General features: G+C 70.8%; 15 protein-coding genes and 1 tRNA gene. 6 read left to right on the forward strand and 10 right to left on the reverse strand.

Annotation, left to right across the window (positions count from 1 at the left end; all coding sequences use genetic code 11):
* Positions 1–159: 159 nt before the first annotated feature.
* From OG285_RS21540 to OG285_RS21560, 5 genes are all read right to left on the reverse strand, one after another.
* Complete coding sequence (locus OG285_RS21540) at positions 160–750, reverse strand: 50S ribosomal protein L25/general stress protein Ctc (RefSeq protein ID WP_356834137.1); 591 nt, start codon at positions 748–750, stop codon at positions 160–162.
* A gap of 179 nt (positions 751–929) precedes the next feature.
* Complete coding sequence (locus OG285_RS21545; protein ID WP_356834139.1) at positions 930–1,907, reverse strand: ribose-phosphate diphosphokinase; 978 nt, start codon at positions 1,905–1,907, stop codon at positions 930–932.
* 139 nt (positions 1,908–2,046) lie between these two features.
* A complete protein-coding gene (gene glmU, locus OG285_RS21550; protein WP_356834141.1) occupies positions 2,047–3,483 on the reverse strand; it encodes a bifunctional UDP-N-acetylglucosamine diphosphorylase/glucosamine-1-phosphate N-acetyltransferase GlmU in 1,437 nt (478 codons plus the stop codon).
* Between the two features lie 168 nt (positions 3,484–3,651).
* Positions 3,652–3,724: transfer RNA gene (locus OG285_RS21555), tRNA-Gln, on the reverse strand.
* Between the two features lie 7 nt (positions 3,725–3,731).
* Positions 3,732–4,622: a hypothetical protein gene (locus tag OG285_RS21560; RefSeq protein WP_371791938.1), complete on the reverse strand. Its 891-nt coding sequence runs from the start codon at positions 4,620–4,622 to the stop codon at positions 3,732–3,734.
* A gap of 142 nt (positions 4,623–4,764) precedes the next feature.
* Here OG285_RS21560 and OG285_RS21565 point away from each other — a divergent pair, with 142 nt between their 5' ends.
* Entirely contained in the window at positions 4,765–6,084 is a 1,320-nt protein-coding gene (locus tag OG285_RS21565) for a histidine kinase (protein ID WP_356834145.1), read from the forward strand.
* 24 nt (positions 6,085–6,108) lie between these two features.
* Here OG285_RS21565 and OG285_RS21570 read toward each other — a convergent pair whose 3' ends face one another.
* Together OG285_RS21570 and OG285_RS21575 are read right to left on the reverse strand one after the other, a co-directional pair.
* On the reverse strand, positions 6,109–6,627 hold the full coding sequence (locus OG285_RS21570; RefSeq protein ID WP_371791939.1) for an SUKH-3 domain-containing protein: 519 nt from the start codon (positions 6,625–6,627) through the stop codon (positions 6,109–6,111).
* Positions 6,628–6,637: 10 nt separating this feature from the next.
* Positions 6,638–7,231, reverse strand: a complete 594-nt coding sequence (locus tag OG285_RS21575) for a YwqJ-related putative deaminase (RefSeq protein WP_371791940.1) — start codon at positions 7,229–7,231, stop codon at positions 6,638–6,640.
* Between the two features lie 261 nt (positions 7,232–7,492).
* Between OG285_RS21575 and OG285_RS21580 the strand changes: the two genes are divergently transcribed.
* From OG285_RS21580 to OG285_RS21590, 3 genes are all read left to right on the forward strand, one after another.
* Positions 7,493–8,476, forward strand: coding sequence for an SMI1/KNR4 family protein (locus OG285_RS21580; RefSeq protein ID WP_356834150.1), 984 nt, complete (start codon positions 7,493–7,495; stop codon positions 8,474–8,476).
* Positions 8,477–8,483: 7 nt separating this feature from the next.
* Positions 8,484–11,108 (forward strand): SUKH-4 family immunity protein, encoded by a 2,625-nt coding sequence (locus OG285_RS21585; RefSeq protein WP_371791941.1) that lies wholly within the window; start codon positions 8,484–8,486, stop codon positions 11,106–11,108.
* Positions 11,109–11,411: 303 nt separating this feature from the next.
* Entirely contained in the window at positions 11,412–12,308 is an 897-nt protein-coding gene (locus tag OG285_RS21590) for a cellulose-binding protein (protein ID WP_371791942.1), read from the forward strand.
* An 89-nt stretch (positions 12,309–12,397) separates the two neighbouring features.
* Here the strand turns inward: OG285_RS21590 and OG285_RS21595 are convergent, their stop codons facing one another.
* Positions 12,398–12,724 carry a hypothetical protein gene (locus OG285_RS21595; protein ID WP_371791943.1) on the reverse strand — a complete coding sequence of 109 codons (327 nt, stop codon included), beginning with the start codon at positions 12,722–12,724 and terminating at the stop codon, positions 12,398–12,400.
* A gap of 539 nt (positions 12,725–13,263) precedes the next feature.
* Here OG285_RS21595 and OG285_RS21600 point away from each other — a divergent pair.
* Positions 13,264–14,052 (forward strand): ABC transporter ATP-binding protein, encoded by a 789-nt coding sequence (locus tag OG285_RS21600; RefSeq protein WP_356834158.1) that lies wholly within the window; start codon positions 13,264–13,266, stop codon positions 14,050–14,052.
* Positions 14,049–16,622, forward strand: a complete 2,574-nt coding sequence (locus OG285_RS21605) for an FtsX-like permease family protein (protein WP_356834160.1) — start codon at positions 14,049–14,051, stop codon at positions 16,620–16,622. The genes OG285_RS21600 and OG285_RS21605 overlap by 4 nt, the downstream gene beginning before the upstream one ends.
* A gap of 174 nt (positions 16,623–16,796) precedes the next feature.
* Here the strand turns inward: OG285_RS21605 and OG285_RS21610 are convergent, their stop codons facing one another.
* Positions 16,797–17,246, reverse strand: coding sequence for a hypothetical protein (locus OG285_RS21610; protein ID WP_356834162.1), 450 nt, complete (start codon positions 17,244–17,246; stop codon positions 16,797–16,799).
* Positions 17,239–17,730, reverse strand: coding sequence for a SigE family RNA polymerase sigma factor (locus tag OG285_RS21615; RefSeq protein ID WP_356834164.1), 492 nt, complete (start codon positions 17,728–17,730; stop codon positions 17,239–17,241). The genes OG285_RS21610 and OG285_RS21615 overlap by 8 nt, the downstream gene beginning before the upstream one ends.
* Between the last annotated feature and the right edge of the window lie 142 nt (positions 17,731–17,872).

Consider the following 17,872-nt stretch of genomic DNA (forward strand, 5'->3'; position numbering starts at 1 on the left):
CTCTACGTGTCCGGCCGCACGTCGTCATGAGAGCAGCCGGTAAAGCCGGTGAACAGCCAGCCGCCGCCCGCGCCTTGCGGCACGGACGGCGGATTCAGGCACACTCCGGGACAACAGGACCCGGACCGCCGGACCAGCCGGCGGAAATCAGCGCGAGGCTCAGGCCTCGGCACCCTCGGTCGCCTCGTCGGCGTCCGCGGCCGGCTCCTCGGCCTGCGCGGCCACGACCTGGATGACCACGGCCTCCTCGTCGATGGCGAGCGTCGTACCGGACGGCAGCGGAACATCCTTCGCCAGGATCGAGTCGCCAGCGTCCATACCCGCGACGGAGACCGTCACCGACTCGGGGATGTGCGTGGCCTCGGCCTCGACGGTCAGGGTGTTCAGCACGTACTCCAGCAGGTTGGCGCCCGGCGCCAGGTCGCCCTCGGCGTGCACCGAGACCTCGACCGTGACCTTCTCGCCCAGCTTGACCGCGAGCAGGTCGACGTGGGTCAGGTTGCGCTTGATGGCGTCACGCTGGATCGCCTTGGGGATGACGAGCTCGGTACGGCCCTCGATGTCCAGGCGGAGCAGCGCGTTGGCGGTCTTGAGCGCCATCATGAGCTCGTGGCCCGGAAGGGTGATGTGCACCGTGTCGGCGCCGTGACCGTAAATGACCGCCGGAACCTTGTTCTCGCGACGGATCTGGCGGGCAGCGCCCTTGCCGAACTCGGTACGGACTTCAGCGGTGAGCTTGACCTCAGCCATGTGGCACTCCTCGGAGGTGACGAAAACGGATGGGTCACCCGGCCACGTATCGCGGCCTGCTACGAAGAGCGCGTCGATAACGGAGTCCCGTACCCATGAGTACGGCCTCCCTCGCCGAGCAACTCCGTGAGTCTACCCGGCGGGGAGGCCGTCCCAGAAATCGATCTTTCAGACCGCTGCTACGCCTGCTCCTCGAAGAGGCTGGTGACCGAGCCGTCCTCGAAGACCTCGCGCACCGCGCGGGCGATCGTCGGTGCCATCGACAGCACCGTGATCTTGTCGAGCTCCAGGTTGTCCGGGTCCGGCAGCGTGTTCGTGAAGACGAACTCACTCACCTTGGAGTTCTTCAGACGGTCCGCGGCCGGACCCGAGAGCACACCGTGCGTCGCCGTCACGATGACGTCCTCGGCGCCGTTCGCGAACAGCGCGTCCGCGGCGGCGACGATCGTGCCACCCGTGTCGATCATGTCGTCGACCAGGACGCAGACACGGCCCTCCACCTCACCCACGACCTCGTGGACGGTGACCTGGTTGGCGACGTCCTTGTCACGGCGCTTGTGCACGATCGCCAGCGGCGCACCGAGCCGGTCGCACCAGCGGTCCGCGACCCGCACCCGGCCCGCGTCCGGCGACACGATGGTCAGCTTCGAGCGGTCCACCTTGGCACCCACGTAGTCCGCGAGTATCGGAAGCGCGAAGAGGTGGTCCACCGGGCCGTCGAAGAAGCCCTGGATCTGGTCGGTGTGCAGATCGACCGTGAGGATGCGGTCCGCACCCGCCGTCTTCATCAGGTCCGCGATCAGACGGGCCGAGATCGGCTCACGGCCGCGGTGCTTCTTGTCCTGCCGCGCGTAACCGTAGAACGGCACGATCACGGTGATGCTCCTGGCCGAGGCCCGCTTCAGAGCGTCGATCATGATCAGCTGTTCCATGATCCACTGGTTGATGGGAGCCGTGTGGCTCTGCATCAGGAAGCAGTCCGCACCGCGGGCCGACTCCTGGAAGCGGACGTAGATCTCGCCGTTCGCGAAGTCGAAAGCCTTAGTCGGCACCAGGTCGACCCCCAGCTGGGACGCGACCTCCTCGGCCAGCTCGGGGTGGGCGCGGCCGGAGAAGAGCATCAGCTTCTTCTCGCCGGTCGTCTTGATCCCGGTCACAGCACAGTCTCCTCAGACGTGTTGATTGCTGCTGGGCGAGCCAGCCGGAGGTATGGACCGGGGCGTACCCCGGAGTCCCGGCCCGTAAGCCGAGCATGCGTCTATCACGGTACGCGCAGATGAACGCACGTGTTTCCGGTCAGCTTTCGCCACCGGGCTTCTCGGACGCGGCCTGAGCGGCCCGCGCAGCCGCGCTTTCCGGCCGCTTCCTGGCCACCCAACCCTCGATATTCCTTTGCTGGCCCCGGGCGACGGCCAGCGCACCGGCCGGCACGCTCTTCGTGATCACCGACCCGGCGGCGGTGTAGACACCGTCCCCGACCGTGATGGGAGCCACAAACATGTTGTCCGAACCGGTGCGGCAGTGCGACCCGATCGTCGTGTGGTGTTTGTCCTGTCCGTCATAGTTCACGAAGACGCTCGCAGCACCGATGTTGCTGAACTCACCGATCGTCGCGTCACCGACGTACGACAGATGCGGCACCTTCGAACCCTCACCGATGGTCGCGTTCTTCGTCTCCACGTACGTCCCGATCTTGCCCCGCGTACCGAGCCGGGTACCGGGCCGCAGATAGGCGTACGGACCCACGGTGGCGTGCTCGCCGACCTCCGCGCCGTCCGCCACGGTGTTGTCCACCCGGGCGAACGGACCCACCACGGTGTCCTTCAGCCGGGAGTTGGGGCCGACCTCCGCACCCTCGGCCAGATGCGTCGTACCCAGCAGCTGTGTACCGGGATGGACCACCGAGTCCGGCTCGAACGTCACCGTCACGTCGATGAAGACCGACGCCGGGTCGATCACGCTCACCCCGGCGAGCATCGCCCGCTCCAGCAGCCGGGCGTTCAGCAGCGCGCGCGCCTGCGCCAGCTGCACCCGGTTGTTGATCCCGACGATCTCCCGGTGATCACCGGCGACGGCCGCCCCGACCCGGTGACCGGCCGCCCGCAGAATGCCGAGCACATCGGTCAGGTACTCCTCGCCCTGGCTGTTGTCGGTGCGCACCTTGCCCAGGGCATCCGCCAGCAGTCGCCCGTCGAAGGCGAACACCCCCGAGTTGATCTCCCGGATGGCCAACTCCGCCTCGGACGCGTCCTTGTGCTCGACGATCGAGATCACCGCACCGGTGGCGTGGTCGCGCACGATCCGTCCGTACCCCGTGGCGTCGGGGACCTCGGCGGTCAGCACGGTGACGGCGTTGCCGTCGGTGGTGTGGGTGGCGGCGAGCGCGGCGAGGGTCGCCCCGGTGAGCAGCGGGGTGTCGCCGCACACGACGAGAACGGTCCCTTCGGGGGCCGCGCCCAGCTCTTCGAGGGCGGTACGGACGGCGTGCCCGGTGCCGTTCTGTTCGAGCTGCACGGCGGTGCGTACGCCCGCGTCGGTCTCCGCGAGATGGGCCTGGACCTTCTCGCGCTCGTGCCCGACGACCACGACGAGCTGCTCGGGCTCCAGCTCACGGGAGGCGGCGATGACATGTCCGACGAGCGAACGCCCGCTGACCTCGTGCAGGACCTTCGGAGTGGCCGACTTCATCCGGGTGCCCGCACCCGCGGCGAGAACGACGACGGCGGCGGCCAAGGGAGCCTCTCCCCCTGTACGCGCGGATCCGAGACCTTGGGGGGGATTGGCGCTCACGGTGGTGCCCTTCGGGTGCGGGTGGTGGACGTCCGCAGAATACCGGGGGGCCGGGGGGTGGAAATGGGGGCGGGTCCCGACCGCGGAGGTCAGGACCCGAACGACTCAGTGCTCCGCCGCTAGGACTCGAACCTAGACCGAACATCTCCAAAGGATGCCGTGCTGCCGATTACACTACGGCGGAACGCGCGTCAGCCGGGCAAGGAACGCCCGCTGACCAAAACGCTGGCATCCACTATGCCGTACCACCAGCCCTCGATGCGACGGTAAAGATCAGCGCTTCTCTGAACCTGGACGATGAGGCAGCCGTGATAGTCGGCGCCGACGTTCTTGCGCACTGTCTTCGCGTTGTGTTTCTTGAGAGTGGTCCTGCCGAACGACGAGGTGTCGCTCCCCACGAGCCCTGCCCAGTACTCCTCGGCAGCGAGCACGTCGGCCGACTCGTGAATGGACACGTGGAACCGGAGTAGCTCGCGGTCCACTCCGAGGAGATCCAGCCAGGCCAGGAACACCTGAATCATGCTGGGGTCACTGTTGACGAATGCCACGCTCTCGCGTCGGGCGTGAGGCTTGTCCTTGGTCCCTTCGGCCCAGTAGAGCGCGGCCCCCACGATCATGAGTTCCCGCTCGGACAGCGTCCCGATCTCGTCCTTGGCCGCCTGCTTGGTCTGCCGGCGTTCCTCCTCCCGCCGCTGGAGTGTCGCCTCCCAGCCGCGCTTCGCGATGGCCGAGGCTTCCTCCCGGGTGCGCCGGGGAGGCTTCGGCAGGTCCCGCACCCACAGGGAGATCGAACTCTTCGAGCACCCCAGCTCCACCTGTATCCGGTCGTACGTCATGCCCTGCAGCCGGAGTTCGCGGGCCTTCGCGCGGAGGTCGTCCTTCGCGTTCGGGCGCCGGGTCCAGTCCGGCGCGGGCTCGCCGTCCAGCAGGCGGTTGAGGATGTCGTTGTTGTCGACGAGGAGCCGGTCGCGGATCTGGCGGCGGCTGAGTCCCTCCCGGCGCAGGGTGATGGCTTGTTCGCGCAGGTCTTCGAAGTCGGCGTACTTGCTGTCCCGGCTGTTTCTGCTGCGGATATCGGTCATGGGAACAGGTTCGTCCGGAATGCGGACGTCCGGTTCGAAAGTCTGATCGATTCACTGGATCGAGTGATCAGGGCGTATTGCGCGTAACCTCCCACATCGAAATTCGTGGGGCAGGGGTGCGCCCGCCCGTACGCTGGTTGCCATGACCGCAACGGGGGCGCACGACGCCACGGCCACGGGGCTGACCACCCGTGGCTGGTGGTGGTGGGATCGGCGGCGAAGTGCCGTGCTGGATGTGGGGCTGGGCGTCGTCTCGGCTCTTGAGTGTGCAGGGGAGGGTGTCGACTTCTCCGGGCAGGCCGGGCTTCCCGTGCCGTTCGGGGTGGTGTTCGGGCTGTTGGCCGGTTTCGTACTGGTGCTGAGGCGGCGGTGGCCGATAGCGGTGGTGCTGGTGTCGATCGCCACCACGCCCGCTCATATGGGTTTCCTGATGGGGATCGTCGGGCTCTACACGCTCGCCGCGTCCGATGTGCCGCGCCGGCTGACCGGTGCGCTGACCGTGATGGCGACGCTCGGCACGCTCATCGTGACGTTCGTACGGCTGCGGCACGGTGTGGGCGCCGAGGACGGGAGCCCGGGGCCGGTGTTCGTCGTGCTCGGGTCCGTCTTCATGTCGCTGGGGCTGACGGCCCCGCCCGTGCTGTTCGGGCTGTACATAGGGGCGCGCCGTCGGCTCATGGAGAGCCTGCGGGAGCGGGCCGACAGTCTGGAGCGGGAGCTGTCGCTGCTGGCGGACCGGGCGGAGGAGCGGGCCGAGTGGGCGCGGACGGAGGAGCGGACGCGGATCGCGCGGGAGATGCACGATGTGGTGGCGCACCGGGTGAGTCTGATGGTGGTGCATGCGGCGGCTCTGCAGGCGGTGGCGTTGAAGGATCCCGCGAAGGCGTCCAGGAACGCGGCGTTGGTGGGGGACATGGGGCGGCAGGCGCTGACCGAGTTGCGGGAGATGCTCGGGGTGTTGCGCTCGGGGGAGTCGGTGCGGGCTCCGGCGGCGGTGCCGTTGGCGGCCGTGGGGGTGGCGGCTGCGGCTGCTGCCGCTGCGGCGGTGGAGGACGGGCCGTGTCTGGATGAGCTGGATGTGCTGGTGGGGCAGTCACGGGCGGCGGGGATGGTGGTGGAGCTGCTGGTGGAGGGTGTGGCCGCGCCGTACGACGCGCTGGTCGAGCGGACGGCGTACCGGGTGGTCCAGGAGGCGCTGACCAATGTGCACAAGCATGCTGCGGGGGCGAAGGCGCGGGTGCGGCTCGCGCACCGGGGGAGCGAGGTGGCGCTGCAGATCGAGAACGGTCCGTCGGATGCGGGTGCGGCGGACGCGGGGCTGCCGAGCGGGGGGAACGGGCTGCTGGGGATGCGGGAGCGGGTGACGGCTTTGGGCGGGGTGTTCGTCTCGGGGCCGACGGAGGCCGGTGGGTTCCGGGTGTCGGCGGTGTTGCCGGAGCAAAGGCCCGCCGGACAGGTGTGAGCCCCCCCGACGGGGGTTGCTTCGTTACCCCGAGCCCAGTCTGGCCGGCTGGAGTCCGGTGATGAGGGTCGTGAGGCCTTGGTCGATGTCGTGGCCGAGGTACCAGTCGCCGGTGTGGTCGATGCTGTAGATGCGGCCTTCGGTGTCGATCGCGAGCAGGGCCCGGCCGTCTCCTTCGTCGCCGAGCGGGGCGATCTCGGTGTCGAGTGCGCGGCCCAGGTCGGCGAGGGTGCGGGCGAGGTGCAGGCCGCTGAGCGGGTCGATGGTGACCGGGGCGGGGGCTGTCTGGCGGCCGGGTGCGGGGCCGGTGATGCGCAGTCCGCCGAATTCGGCCCAGGCTTCGACGGCGGCGGGGAAGACCGCGTGCTGGTGGCCGGCGGGGGAGATGTGGGCGCGCAGGGTGTCGGCCCATTGTTCGGCGCCCCGGATGTCCCAGCGGCCGGGGAGCCAGCCCGCTTCGCGCAGCGCGGCGTCCACGGTTTCGGGGAAGCGGGTGCTGGGGGCGGTGGGTGCGTCCGGTGCGTCCTGCGGGTGCGGCGGCATCGGGGGTGGTTCAGCCCTTCTCGGTGGTCGGGTCGACTGCGCGTACGCCGAAGTGGGCGAGCATCGCCGTACAGGAGCGGCAGGGGGGTGCGTAGGTGCCGTGGAGGGGGTCGCCGTCCTCGCGGATGTGGCGGGCGGTGATTTTGGCGTGTCTGAGGGTGCGGCGGGCTTCGCCGTTGGTGAGGGGTTTGCGGGAGGCCCGTTTGGAGCGGGTGCTTTCCACGGCGGTGAGGTGGCGGGAGAGCAGGATCGCTTCGGGGCAGCGTCCGGTGAACCGTTCACGCTGGCCGCTGGTGAGGGTGGTGAGGAAGTCGTGGACCAGCGGGTGGAGCGTGGGTGGCTGGTCGGCCTTGCCCGCGGTGGAGGTGAGGGTGTCCGCTCCGCGGACGGAGAGTGCCGCGGCGACTGTGGGGAGGATGCCGTCCCTGCGGTGGCGGAGTGCGGGCGGGCGGGATTCGGTGCTGCTCCAGCGCAGGCGTGGGTCGCCCGTCGGCGCGGTCTGCGGTGACGGTGCTGCCTGTTGTGTCGGTGCAGTCTGTGGTGACGGCGCCGCCTGTGGTGACGGTGTTGCGTGTGGTGTGTGTGGTGTCTGTGCGGTGTGCATGGTCGTGCTACCCCTCCCACCCCGCGGCGGCTGCCGCCGGTGTCGCGCCCCCGTGTTGCGGGGTCAGCCTGCCAAATGGGGCACCGGGTGGGGAAGCTGGGGCCTGTGATCGGGGTGTTGCATCGGCTGCGGGTCACTCGAACGTGACCGTCCGTTACTCGGCGCAGGGGGGCCAGGACTGTGCGGTGATGGGGCGGGACCGCCTCTTGCACCACCGCATAGGCTGTCGTTCCAAGCCATTCGCAGCAGGGGGCAACCGCCATGACGACAGGTCGGCTCGGGCAGCAAGCCGCGCCACCGAACGCGGCCTACGCCGGGCAGCTCGTGAGCTTCCCGGACCCGGTCCGGGCCGCGCGCCATCCCCGCGGTGTGCGGGTGGACGGGAACGGATTCCCGGATTTCTCGCCGTACGCGCGCGCGGCCGCGGAGATCGCGGATCCCCCGGAGGGGTTCGGCGTCGATGAGTTGCGGCTCACGGACTACGTGTCGGCGAATGCCGCGCTGGCGGCGTCGGGGCACGAGCTGTGGGACACGATCCCGGCTGTTGCCACGCCGCACGGCTGGACCTGGCACCACGTGCCCGGTACGCGCCGGCTGGAGCTCGTGCCGGTCGAGGTCAAGGCGCTGCTGCGGCATCACGGCGGGCTCGCGATGGCGGCCGTCGACCAGGACAAGCGGGGTACGCGTCCGCTGCAGGACACCCGGCCGGCCCATTTCGGGCTGCCGAGGGGTGCGGTGGCGGTGGGTGAGCAGCTTGTCCTGGGTGCCGAGGAGGACCTGGGGTACCGGCTGCCTGCCGCGTACCGGTCGTTCCTGAAGGCGGCGGGTGGCTGTGCACCGGTCGGTACGGCGCTGGACGCGGAGTTGGGCCTGCTGGTGGACCAGCCGTTCTTCACGGTGCGCGACGAGGCCGCTGTCAATGACCTGGTGTACGTGAACAAGTGCCTGCGGGACCATCTGACGAAGGACTATCTGGGCGTCGGTTTCGTCCAGGGCGGGATCGTCGCCGTGAAGGTCAAGGGCGGTGGTGTCGGCACGGTCTGGTTCTGTGCGTACGACGATGCCCGGGACCGGGACGCGTGGCCGCCGCCGGAGCGGGTGGAGCGGCTGCTGCTGCCGTGCGGTGATGATTTCGATGCGTTCCTGGAGCGGCTGGCGGGGAATCCGCCGGAGCTGGAGACAGTGGCGAACCTGATGGTGGACGGCGGCTTCGCGCAGGCCGTCCCGGTCTCGGCCGAGGGGTGAAGAGCCGATGGTGACCTTTGCGCAGGCGCAGGAGCGCGCGGAAGAGTGGGTCAACGGGGACGTTCCCCCGTATCAGCACCGCGAGGTGCGGGTACGGGAGTTCGAGCTCGGTTTCGTGGTGTGGGCGGAGGACCGCGCGGCGGGTCCTTCGGGTGGTGGCGGCCGTCAGCGGCTGGTGATCGCGCGGGACGGCGGCGAGGCGACGCTGTGGCCCGGGTTGCCGGTCGGTGAGGTGGTGCGGCGGTACGAGGAGGAGTACGGGGCGGTGGGTGATGCGCCTGCGGCGCCGGAGCCGCCGCAGCGGATCGATCTGAATCAGACGTCGTTCCTGCTGACTCCGCCGGAGTGGCTGCAGGACGCGGCGGACAAGCTGGGGATCCCTGACCGGCGGTCGGGGGCCGGTGCGGACGCTGGATCTGGATCTGGATCGGGTGCCGGTGCGCCTGTCGCGGGCGGTAGTTGGGGTACGTCGGGTGGGACCCCGTCGGCCGACAGCGGGGACCACGAGCCCACGGCGAATGAGGGCGTTCCCGCGGACGGGACCCCGTGGGCCGGGACCGACACCAATGCGTTGTCGGACGGCCAGGACGGTTCGGTTCCGCTGCCCGTGACCGTGTTCGCGCCGCCACTGGCCGGTTCGGACGACGAGGGGGCCCCGCCGCCCGGTGCGGCGCCCGAGGCCAAGACGGCGCTGATGTCCGCCGGCAGCGGGCTGCCCCGGACGACCGTCGCGCCCGCCCTGGACGGTTCCCAGCAGCCGCAGCCGCAGCCGCAGCCGCAGCCGCAGCAGTTCCAGCAGCCGTCACAGCCGTCCCAGCAGCAGCCGGTGGGTCAGCAGCCCCCGCAGTCATTGCCGCAGCCCCCGTCCCAGACGCCTCCGCCGCTGCCGGGTCCCGGTGCACCCCTGCCGCCCGTCGCCGGACAGGTCCCGGGCGCCGCTGACATCGCCGATGCCGCGACCAGCAAGGCCACGGTGCCCCCGCGGTCGGCGCGCGGCAGTGGTGCGACCACGCCGCCCCCGCCCGGAGCGCCGGGCACCCCGGGAGCGCGGCCCGATGCCGCCCCGCCGCTGCCGCCGGGTGTTCCGGCCGGTGGTTACGTACGGACGCAGATGGTCTCGCCCCTAGGCCCTGACGGCTCGCAGCCGCCCGGCCCGCCCGGTGTCCCGGGTGCGCCGCAGCCTTCAGGTCAGCGGGTTCCCGGTCAGCAGCCGCCCGGTCAGCAGCCGCCCGGTCCGCCGGCGCCTCCGCCGCCCGGTGGAAGCTCCGGCGGGAGCATGGGTGGCGGTGTGCACCACGCGGCGACGATGCTGGCCGGTCCGAGCCTGGGCGGTCAGGGCAGTCTCGGCGGTCCCAGGCCGGCCGGCCCGCCCGGTGCGCCGCAGCCGCCGGGTCCGCCCGGTGTTCCCGGTGCGGGTGCGCCGCAGCCTCCCGGTCCGCCCGGCCGCCCCGGCCAGGGTGGTCCTCCGCCGCCTCCGCCGCCCGGTGGGAGCATGGGCGGCGATGTGCACCACGCGGCCACGATGCTGGCCGGTCCCGGCGTCGGTACGCCGCCGCCCGGCCGGATGCCGCCTCCCGGTCCGGTGCAGCCGCCCGGTCCCGTACCGCCGCCGCAGGGCGCCGCGTACGGGTATCCGCAGCAGCCCCCCAGCGGGCTGCCGACGGTGGGTCCCGGCTACCAGGCCGTGCTGCGTTACCGCGCGCAGGACGGCTCCGAGCAGCAGCTCATCCGCCGTTCCGCGCCCGGCACCCCGCACCCCGAGTGGCAGATGCTGCACGAGCTGCGGGCCATGAACGTGCCGCCGCAGCAGGTCATCGAGCTGCACACGGAGCTGGAGTCGTGCGAGCTGCCCGGTGGGTACTGTGCGCGGATGATCCGGGAGACCTGGCCGCAGGTCCGGATCACCAGCGTCGCTCCGTACGGCAGGGATCACGCCAGCCGCCAGCAGGGGATGCAGCATCTGCTGACCCACCAGGGTGAGCTGCACCAGGTCGCGGACGGCCCGGCGCGGCCGGCTCCGGTGCGGGCCCCGCTGCCGGCGGTGCAGCCGGTGCCGCCGATCCCGCCGCAGGGTGTCGCGCACGAACTGGCGCAGGCCTTCGGGCCGCAGGGCGTTTTCCGTTTCGACCAGCGGGCGGTGTCCCGGCAGGGTGTGCCGGACATCGTGGCGCAGACGCTGGTGTGGGCGGGGCTGCCGGTCGATTTCGGCCCGTTCTTCTGGGCGCAGGCGGTGCCGGGCCAGCCCGTTCCGACGCTGGCCGAGCTGGCCGCGCAGCGCCAGGTGCAGCCCGCGTCCGACGCGGCGTCGTATCTGGTGATGGGTTCCGACTTCGGGCGGGCGATCTGTGTGCAGTACGGCACGGCGAACATCGTGGCCGTGCCGGTGGAGGCGGGGCCAGGCGGTCAGCCGGTGGCGCCGCAGTTCGTGAACTCGGGGCTGCCCGAGTTCGTACGGTCATTGGCGCTGCTGGGCCGGATGTGGCGGCTCCGCTTCGGTCTCACTCCGGAGCAGGCCGGCCGGTGGACGGTCGACTTCCAGGCGCAGCTGATGATGCTGGATCCGGCGGCGCTCGGTTCGCCGGAGAGCTGGTGGTCGGTGCTGCTGGAGCAGATGTGGGACGGGCTGCTCTGACGTAGCCCCGGCACGACCCCTTGCACGCCGTACGAGGCGCCCGACCGCGATCCGCGGCCGGGCGCCTCTGCTGTGTGGGCCCATCCGTGGGGTCCGTCACGTCGTCGGGTTCTGTCCGTGTGCGGGGTCCGGAATCAGCCGTCTCGGACGGCGGTGCCGACTTCGTCCGCCGGGTGACGCATCCTGGGTGGATGGGATGGGTGGAGTGTCGCGGTATGGGCACTTCGCGATGATCTACCAAGATGTGCGCCGGGACGCGTGGGGCGGCCCGTCGCGCATCGTGTTCGAAGAGGGGCTTGACGGATGAGTTCAGCAGCTGTGTCACCTCATGGCTTCACGGGCGTGCGGGGCCGTGGGTACCGGCCCGAGCAGGTCGACCGGTTTGTCGCGGATCTCTCGGACGAACGCGACGGGGCCTGGGAGCGTGCGGCGCGGCTGACGGTCCTGACGAAGGAGATGGCGGCCACGTCCGCCGCGCTGGCCGAGCAGGTGGCCGGGCTGGCCCCGCAGACGTACGAGACGCTGGGCGAGCGGGCCCGGACGCTGATCGCGCTGGTCACGGAGGAGGCTGCCGGGCTGCACAGCGAGGCGCTCGCGGTGGCTCAGCGGCTCCACGACGAGGCGGGCGTGGCGGAGCGGGGGCTGCGGGACGCGGCGCGGGCGGACGCGGACGCGGTGCTGGCCGCGGCCGAGGCGCACGCCCAGCAGGTGCTGGGCGCTGCGCAGGCTGCGTGCGACGAGCTGCGGATCGGTTCGCGCCAGGACGCGAAGCGGTGGCGCGGTGAGGCGCTGGGTGTGCTGCGGGAGATGCGGGAGCGTACGGCGGCGGCGCTGGCGGAGCTGGAGAAGGAGCACGGCGAGCGCGCCGATGCGGCTGAGCGGGAACTGGCCGCAAGGGAGGCCGACTTCGACGCCCGGCACACGGAGCTGATCGCCCGGGCCGAGGCCCGCCTGGCGGAGGCGCAGCGGGCGCTGTCGGCGACGGAGGAGTCGGTGCGGCACGGCCAGGAGGACGCGGAGGCGCAGGCGGCGGAGCTGGTGGCGCAGGCCTGGGTCCGTGCGGAGCGTACGGAACGGGAGACGGAGCGGGTGCTGGCGGAGAACGGCGAGGCGCAGGAGGAGCTGCGGGCGCACATGTCGCACGTACGGAGCAGCCTGGCCGGGCTGACGGGAAGGACCCCGGCCACGGAAGGCAGCTGACCGGCGGTCCTGCCTCTCCGCCCGCTCCCGAGCGGTGCGGGCGGAGGGCAGTGGCCAGGGCCAGGGGGGGGCAGTTCAGGCGTGCGGGTTCAGGGGTGCAGGAAGAGTTCGGCGGCCGCGCCGACGCTCCAGGCCCGGTCCAGCCAGTCGGTGAGCGTGGCGAGATCCGTGCACGCGGTGATGCGGGCCCGTGTCGCGGGGGACACGGCGAGACCACGCCGTTCCAGCACCATCAGCACCGCCCCGGCCTGAGCTTCCGCGCGGCCTTCCTGTAGCCCTTCCTCGCGCCCTTCCTCGCGGACCTGCTGGGCGGCCTCGGACTGGAAGAAGTAACTCAGGGTGGTCATCAATTCCCTCCAGATCTGTCGTGCCCGGGTGTTCCCCAGGCCGACCTCGGTGAACTCGGCGAAGATCATTCCGGGAAGGGGACGTCCAGCAGGCGTTGGAACGCTCTGATGAAGAGCCCTGTGTCCTCCTGGAAGACCCTGTGCAGTGCTTCATGTGAGGAACTGACCATGCGCCGGACGCTATGACGCAGGCATGTGCCAATGCCTCTTTCCTGGCTCCCCTTCACCCCAACGGGTCGCACCACAAGCCGAGTTGACGCAGGCCGGCCCCGCGGAAGCTTTCCCCGTACACCGTGTCCGTTCCGGTGGTCGCCCCTTGCGTCTTCGGTGGCGTCAGGGTTCAGCCGTCCCTGAGAGGCGGTCCTCTCCGGGGTGGAAAGCCCCTAGGGACCGACCCCTACAGATGGCCCGGGAGCGTTCGTCCCGCCGGAGGACGTGACGGGGCGGGCCGTTCCTTAGCGTTTGTTTATGGCCGCCCGCAGCGGCGGGGGTGGGGAAAACCCCAGGGCGTATGCGGCTACGTGCACCAGTGTGCCGCGCACCCCGGATCGACAGACTTCAACCATGCCCGCTGACAAGCGGGGCAGGACCGACATAGGAGATTTACCGTGACAACGGCTGTGACCATTCCCAGGCACGGGGGTACTGGAGGGCGTACGGCCGTTGCGGCGCGAGCGCGGCAGGTCGTCAAGGCGTACGGATCGGGGGAGACGCGGGTCGTCGCCCTCGACCACGTCGATGTGGACATCGCCCGTGGCCGGTTCACCGCGATCATGGGCCCCTCGGGCTCCGGCAAGTCCACGCTGATGCACTGCCTCGCCGGACTCGACACGGTGAGCGGCGGCCAGATCCATCTGGACGAGACGGAGATCACCGGGCTCAAGGACAAGAAGCTCACCCAGCTGCGCCGGGACCGTATCGGCTTCATCTTCCAGGCCTTCAACCTGCTGCCCACGCTCAACGCCATCGAGAACATCACGCTCCCGATGGACATCGCGGGGCGCAGGCCGGACGCGCAGTGGCTGCGGCAGGTGGTGGAGACCGTGGGGCTCGCGGACCGGCTCAAGCACCGGCCGACACAGCTTTCCGGCGGTCAGCAGCAGCGGGTCGCCGTGGCGCGCGCCCTGGCCGCGCGGCCGGAGATCATCTTCGGTGACGAGCCGACCGGGAACCTCGACTCCCGGGCGGGAGCGGAGGTGCTGGGCTTCCTGCGCAAATCGGTCTCCGAGCTGGGCCAGACCATCGTGATGGTCACGCACGACCCGGTGGCCGCCTCGTACGCGGACCGGGTGCTCTACCTCGCGGACGGCAGGATCGTGGACGAGATGTACGGCCCGACGGCCGACCAGGTCCTCGACCGGATGAAGGACTTCGACGCGCGCGGGCGGACGTCATGACCGTCTGGAAGACCTCGATGCGCAACTTCTTCGCGCACAAGGGGCGGATGGCGCTCTCCGCCGTCGCGGTCCTGCTGTCGGTCGGCTTCGTGTGCGGCACGCTGGTCTTCACCGACACCATGAACACCACCTTCGACAAGCTCTTCGCGGCCACCGCCGCGGACGTCACGGTCAGCCCCAAGTCCGCCAAGGGCACCGACAACAGCACCCAGAACGGCAAGCCGGAGTCGCTGCCCGCCTCCGCGGTGCGGCAGGTCGAGAAGGCCGACGGGGTGCGGTCGGCGCGGGGCGGCGTCAGCAGCATGAGCGTGACGGTCGTCGACGGCCACAACAAGGACGTGGGTTCCAGCAGCGGCGCCCCGACGATCGCCGGCAACTGGACGCCCGGCGAGACCAAGTCGATGGAGATCACCTCCGGCCACGCGCCGCGCGGCCCCTCCGAGGTGATGGTCGACGCGGACACCGCGAAGAAGCACCACCTCACGCTGGGCGACGAGCTGCGCACGATCACCGTCAGCGGTGACATCAGGGCCCGGATAGCCGGTATCGCCACGTTCAAGGTGACCAACCCCGGTGCGGCCGTCGTGTACTTCGACACCGCCACCGCGCAGCACGAACTGCTGGGCGGCCCCGGCCTCTTCACGAGCATCTCCGTCAACGCCGAGCCGGGTGTGAGCGATGCCCGGTTGAAGCAGAACGTGGAAGCGGTGCTCCACGGCCCGTACACATTCGAGACGCAGAAGGAGAACGCGGACGCCAACCGTTCGGACGTCGGCTCGTTCCTCGACGTCATGAAGTACGCGATGCTCGGCTTCGCCGGAATCGCCTTCCTCGTCGGCATCTTCCTCATCATCAACACCTTCTCGATGCTGGTCGCCCAGCGGACCCGTGAGATCGGCCTGATGCGGGCCCTCGGCTCCAGCCGCAAGCAGGTCAACCGCTCGGTGCTGGTCGAGGCGCTGCTGCTCGGGATCTTCGGCTCCGTCCTCGGCGTCGGCGCCGGTGTCGGCCTCGCGGTCGGGCTGATGAAGGTGATGGGTTCCGTGGGCATGGATCTGTCCACGGAGGATCTGACGGTCAGGTGGACGACCCCGGCCGTCGGCATGCTGCTCGGCGTCATCGTGACGATCGTCGCCGCGTACGTCCCGGCCCGCCGGGCCGGGAAGATCTCCCCGATGGCCGCGCTGCGGGACTCCGGCATGCCGGCCGACGGCAGGGCGGGATGGCTCAGGGCGGCGATCGGCCTGGTGCTCACCGGTGCCGGTGGGGCCTCTCTGCTCGCCGCCGCCGCGGCGGACAAGTCGGGTCAGGGTTCGCTCTGGCTCGGGGTGGGCGTGGTGCTCACGCTCATCGGCTTCGTGGTCATCGGCCCGCTGCTCGCAGGGGTGCTGGTCCGGGGGATCAGCTCGGTCGTGCTGCGGATCTTCGGCCCGGTCGGACGGATGGCCGAGCGCAACGCGCTGCGCAACCCGCGGCGTACGGGAGCGACCGGCGCCGCCCTGATGATCGGGCTCGCGCTGGTGGCCTGTCTGTCGGTCGTCGGCTCCTCGATGGTGGCCTCGGCCACCGATGAGCTCGACAAGTCGGTCGGCGCGGACTTCATCGTCCAGAGCGGCAGCGGCCAGCTGATCGTGCCGCAGGCCCAGAAGGCCCTGGAGGCCGTGCCGGGCATCGAGCACGTCACCAACTACAAGGCGGTCGACTCCCGGCTGACCGCGCCCGACGGGACGCGCGAGGACGAGTCGGTCATCGCGGCCGATCCGACGTACGCACAGGACCTGCGGCGCGAGACCGTCTCGGGCGACCTCTCGGCGGCGTACGGCAAGGACGCCATGTCCGTCGGTGACGCCTACGCCAGGAAGCACCACGTCAAGGTCGGCGACACCCTGTCCGTGGCGTTCAAGGGAGGGCGGACGGCGAAGCTGAGGATCGCGGCCGTCACCTCCGACGACACGAGCGTCGACAAGGGCGCGATGTATCTGAACATCACGACGGCCGCCCGGTACGTGCCCGCTGCCAAGATGCCCCCGAACATCATCATGTTCGCCAAGGCCAGGGACGGCCAGGAGAAGGCCGCCTACGCCGGGCTGAAGAAGTCGCTGGCCAAGTACCCGCAGTACAAGGTGCAGGACCAGACCGACTTCAAGCAGGACCTCAAGGACCAGATCGGGCAGCTGCTCAACATCGTCTACGGGCTGCTGGCCCTCGCGATCATCGTCGCGGTGCTCGGCGTGGTGAACACGCTGGCCCTGTCGGTCGTCGAGCGGACCAGGGAGATCGGCCTGATGCGGGCGATCGGCCTCTCGCGGCGGCAGCTGCGCCGGATGATCCGGCTGGAGTCGGTGGTCATCGCGCTCTTCGGTGCGCTGCTCGGCCTGGGGCTCGGGATGGGCTGGGGAACGTCGGCCCAGAAGATCCTCGCCCTGGAGGGCATGGGGGTCCTGGAGATCCCGTGGCCGACGATCATCACGGTCTTCGTCGCCTCGGCGTTCGTGGGCCTGTTCGCCGCCCTGATCCCGGCGTTCCGGGCGGGCCGGATGAACGTACTGAACGCGATCGCGACGGACTGACGCGGTGCGTTTCTGTTCACTTCACGGCTCGGTACGCATGACTGTCCGGGATGACCGGGCCCGCTGACCGGGGGAGCGGGGGAGCGGGGGACAACGGGGGAGACTCAGCCCCGGTCGACGCCAGGTGCGTCGGCCGGGGCTGGGCCGTGTCCACCGCCACGAGCGGGCGTGCCGTCACCAGGTGGGCGGGGGCGACCACGGGGGCGAGGTGGCCGGGGCGGTGGGCTTCCCCCGCACCCTGCTGGTGCGCGTGGCGCCGGGCGGGCTGCCCGACGCGGGCGAGCCGGACTCGATGGACGGGGCGGCCGGGCTCGTACGCTCGCCGGCCGCGGAGTGCCGGGGGCTCGGCGGTGCGGCGGGGAGCGCGGGGGTGCTGGGCTGGAGCTGCAGCACGGCCGCCACGACACCGCTCGCCAGGACGCACACGGTGCCCGCGGCGGCCGACGCCAGGACCCGGCGCCTGCGGGTGGCGCCCCGCGCCGAGACCCACCCGGCCGGTGCGGGTGCGGCCGTGCGGCCCGCCGATTCGGCGGCCTGCTTCAGCGCACGGGCCAGGGCGCGGTCGGGTCCGTGACCGGACGGGTGATCGGACCCGCAGCCGGATGCGTACTCGGTCTCAGACACCGTGCTCCTCCTCGGAGAGATGCGGCGCGAGCGAGGCCCGGGCGCGGGAGAGATGGGTCTTGACGGTCCCCGCCGATATCCCCGTCTCGGCGGCCACCTGCTCGACGGTGAGGTCGCACACGTAGTGCAGGACCGCCACCCGCCGCTGCCGCTCGGTCAGCTGCCGCAGCGCCGAGACCATCGCGACGGTGTCCGGATCGGGCTCGGGCACGGTCGACGGGCGGGCGTCGCTGTGGCGGCGCCAGGCTTCCGCGCTCCGGCCCCGCCTGCGCCAGCGGCTCACGGCGAGCCGCCAGGCCACAGTCCGTATCCACGCCTCGGGGCCCGCGTCCCGGTACAGCGCGGAGCGCCGGCCCCAGGCCCGTACGAACGCCTCCTGCACCACGTCCTGGGCCTCATGGAGATCGCCGGTCATCAGATAGACCTGTCCCACCAGCTGTTTCGCGGAGTGAGCGTAGAACTCCTCGAACTCCTCGACAGTCATGCGGCTCCCCGGCGTGGACAGATCTCAGATGCGGACGGACCCGGGCACGGACGGATCCCGGGTGTGGGCAGGTCAGGGGACCTGGAAAAGGCCCCATGAGTGAATACGACGGGGAGGCCGGTCCGGTTGACATGGGACGCCG

Origin of the sequence: Streptomyces sp. NBC_01471 (assembly GCF_041438865.1) — a bacterium.
Lineage (GTDB): Bacteria > Actinomycetota > Actinomycetes > Streptomycetales > Streptomycetaceae > Streptomyces.

Excerpts from the sequence above, each read along its gene's own strand:
- OG285_RS21540 (WP_356834137.1), bottom strand. The coding sequence starts at position 750 with ATGGCTGAGGTCAAGCTCACCGCTGAAGTCCGTACCGAGTTCGGCAAG.
- OG285_RS21560 (WP_371791938.1), bottom strand. The coding sequence starts at position 4,622 with ATGACCGATATCCGCAGCAGAAACAGCCGGGACAGCAAGTACGCCGAC.
- OG285_RS21565 (WP_356834145.1), top strand. The coding sequence starts at position 4,765 with ATGACCGCAACGGGGGCGCACGACGCCACGGCCACGGGGCTGACCACC.
- OG285_RS21570 (WP_371791939.1), bottom strand. The coding sequence starts at position 6,627 with ATGCCGCCGCACCCGCAGGACGCACCGGACGCACCCACCGCCCCCAGC.
- OG285_RS21575 (WP_371791940.1), bottom strand. The coding sequence starts at position 7,231 with ATGCACACCGCACAGACACCACACACACCACACGCAACACCGTCACCA.
- OG285_RS21580 (WP_356834150.1), top strand. The coding sequence starts at position 7,493 with ATGACGACAGGTCGGCTCGGGCAGCAAGCCGCGCCACCGAACGCGGCC.
- OG285_RS21585 (WP_371791941.1), top strand. The coding sequence starts at position 8,484 with ATGGTGACCTTTGCGCAGGCGCAGGAGCGCGCGGAAGAGTGGGTCAAC.
- OG285_RS21590 (WP_371791942.1), top strand. The coding sequence starts at position 11,412 with ATGAGTTCAGCAGCTGTGTCACCTCATGGCTTCACGGGCGTGCGGGGC.
- OG285_RS21595 (WP_371791943.1), bottom strand. The coding sequence starts at position 12,724 with ATGATCTTCGCCGAGTTCACCGAGGTCGGCCTGGGGAACACCCGGGCA.
- OG285_RS21605 (WP_356834160.1), top strand. The coding sequence starts at position 14,049 with ATGACCGTCTGGAAGACCTCGATGCGCAACTTCTTCGCGCACAAGGGG.
- OG285_RS21615 (WP_356834164.1), bottom strand. The coding sequence starts at position 17,730 with ATGACTGTCGAGGAGTTCGAGGAGTTCTACGCTCACTCCGCGAAACAG.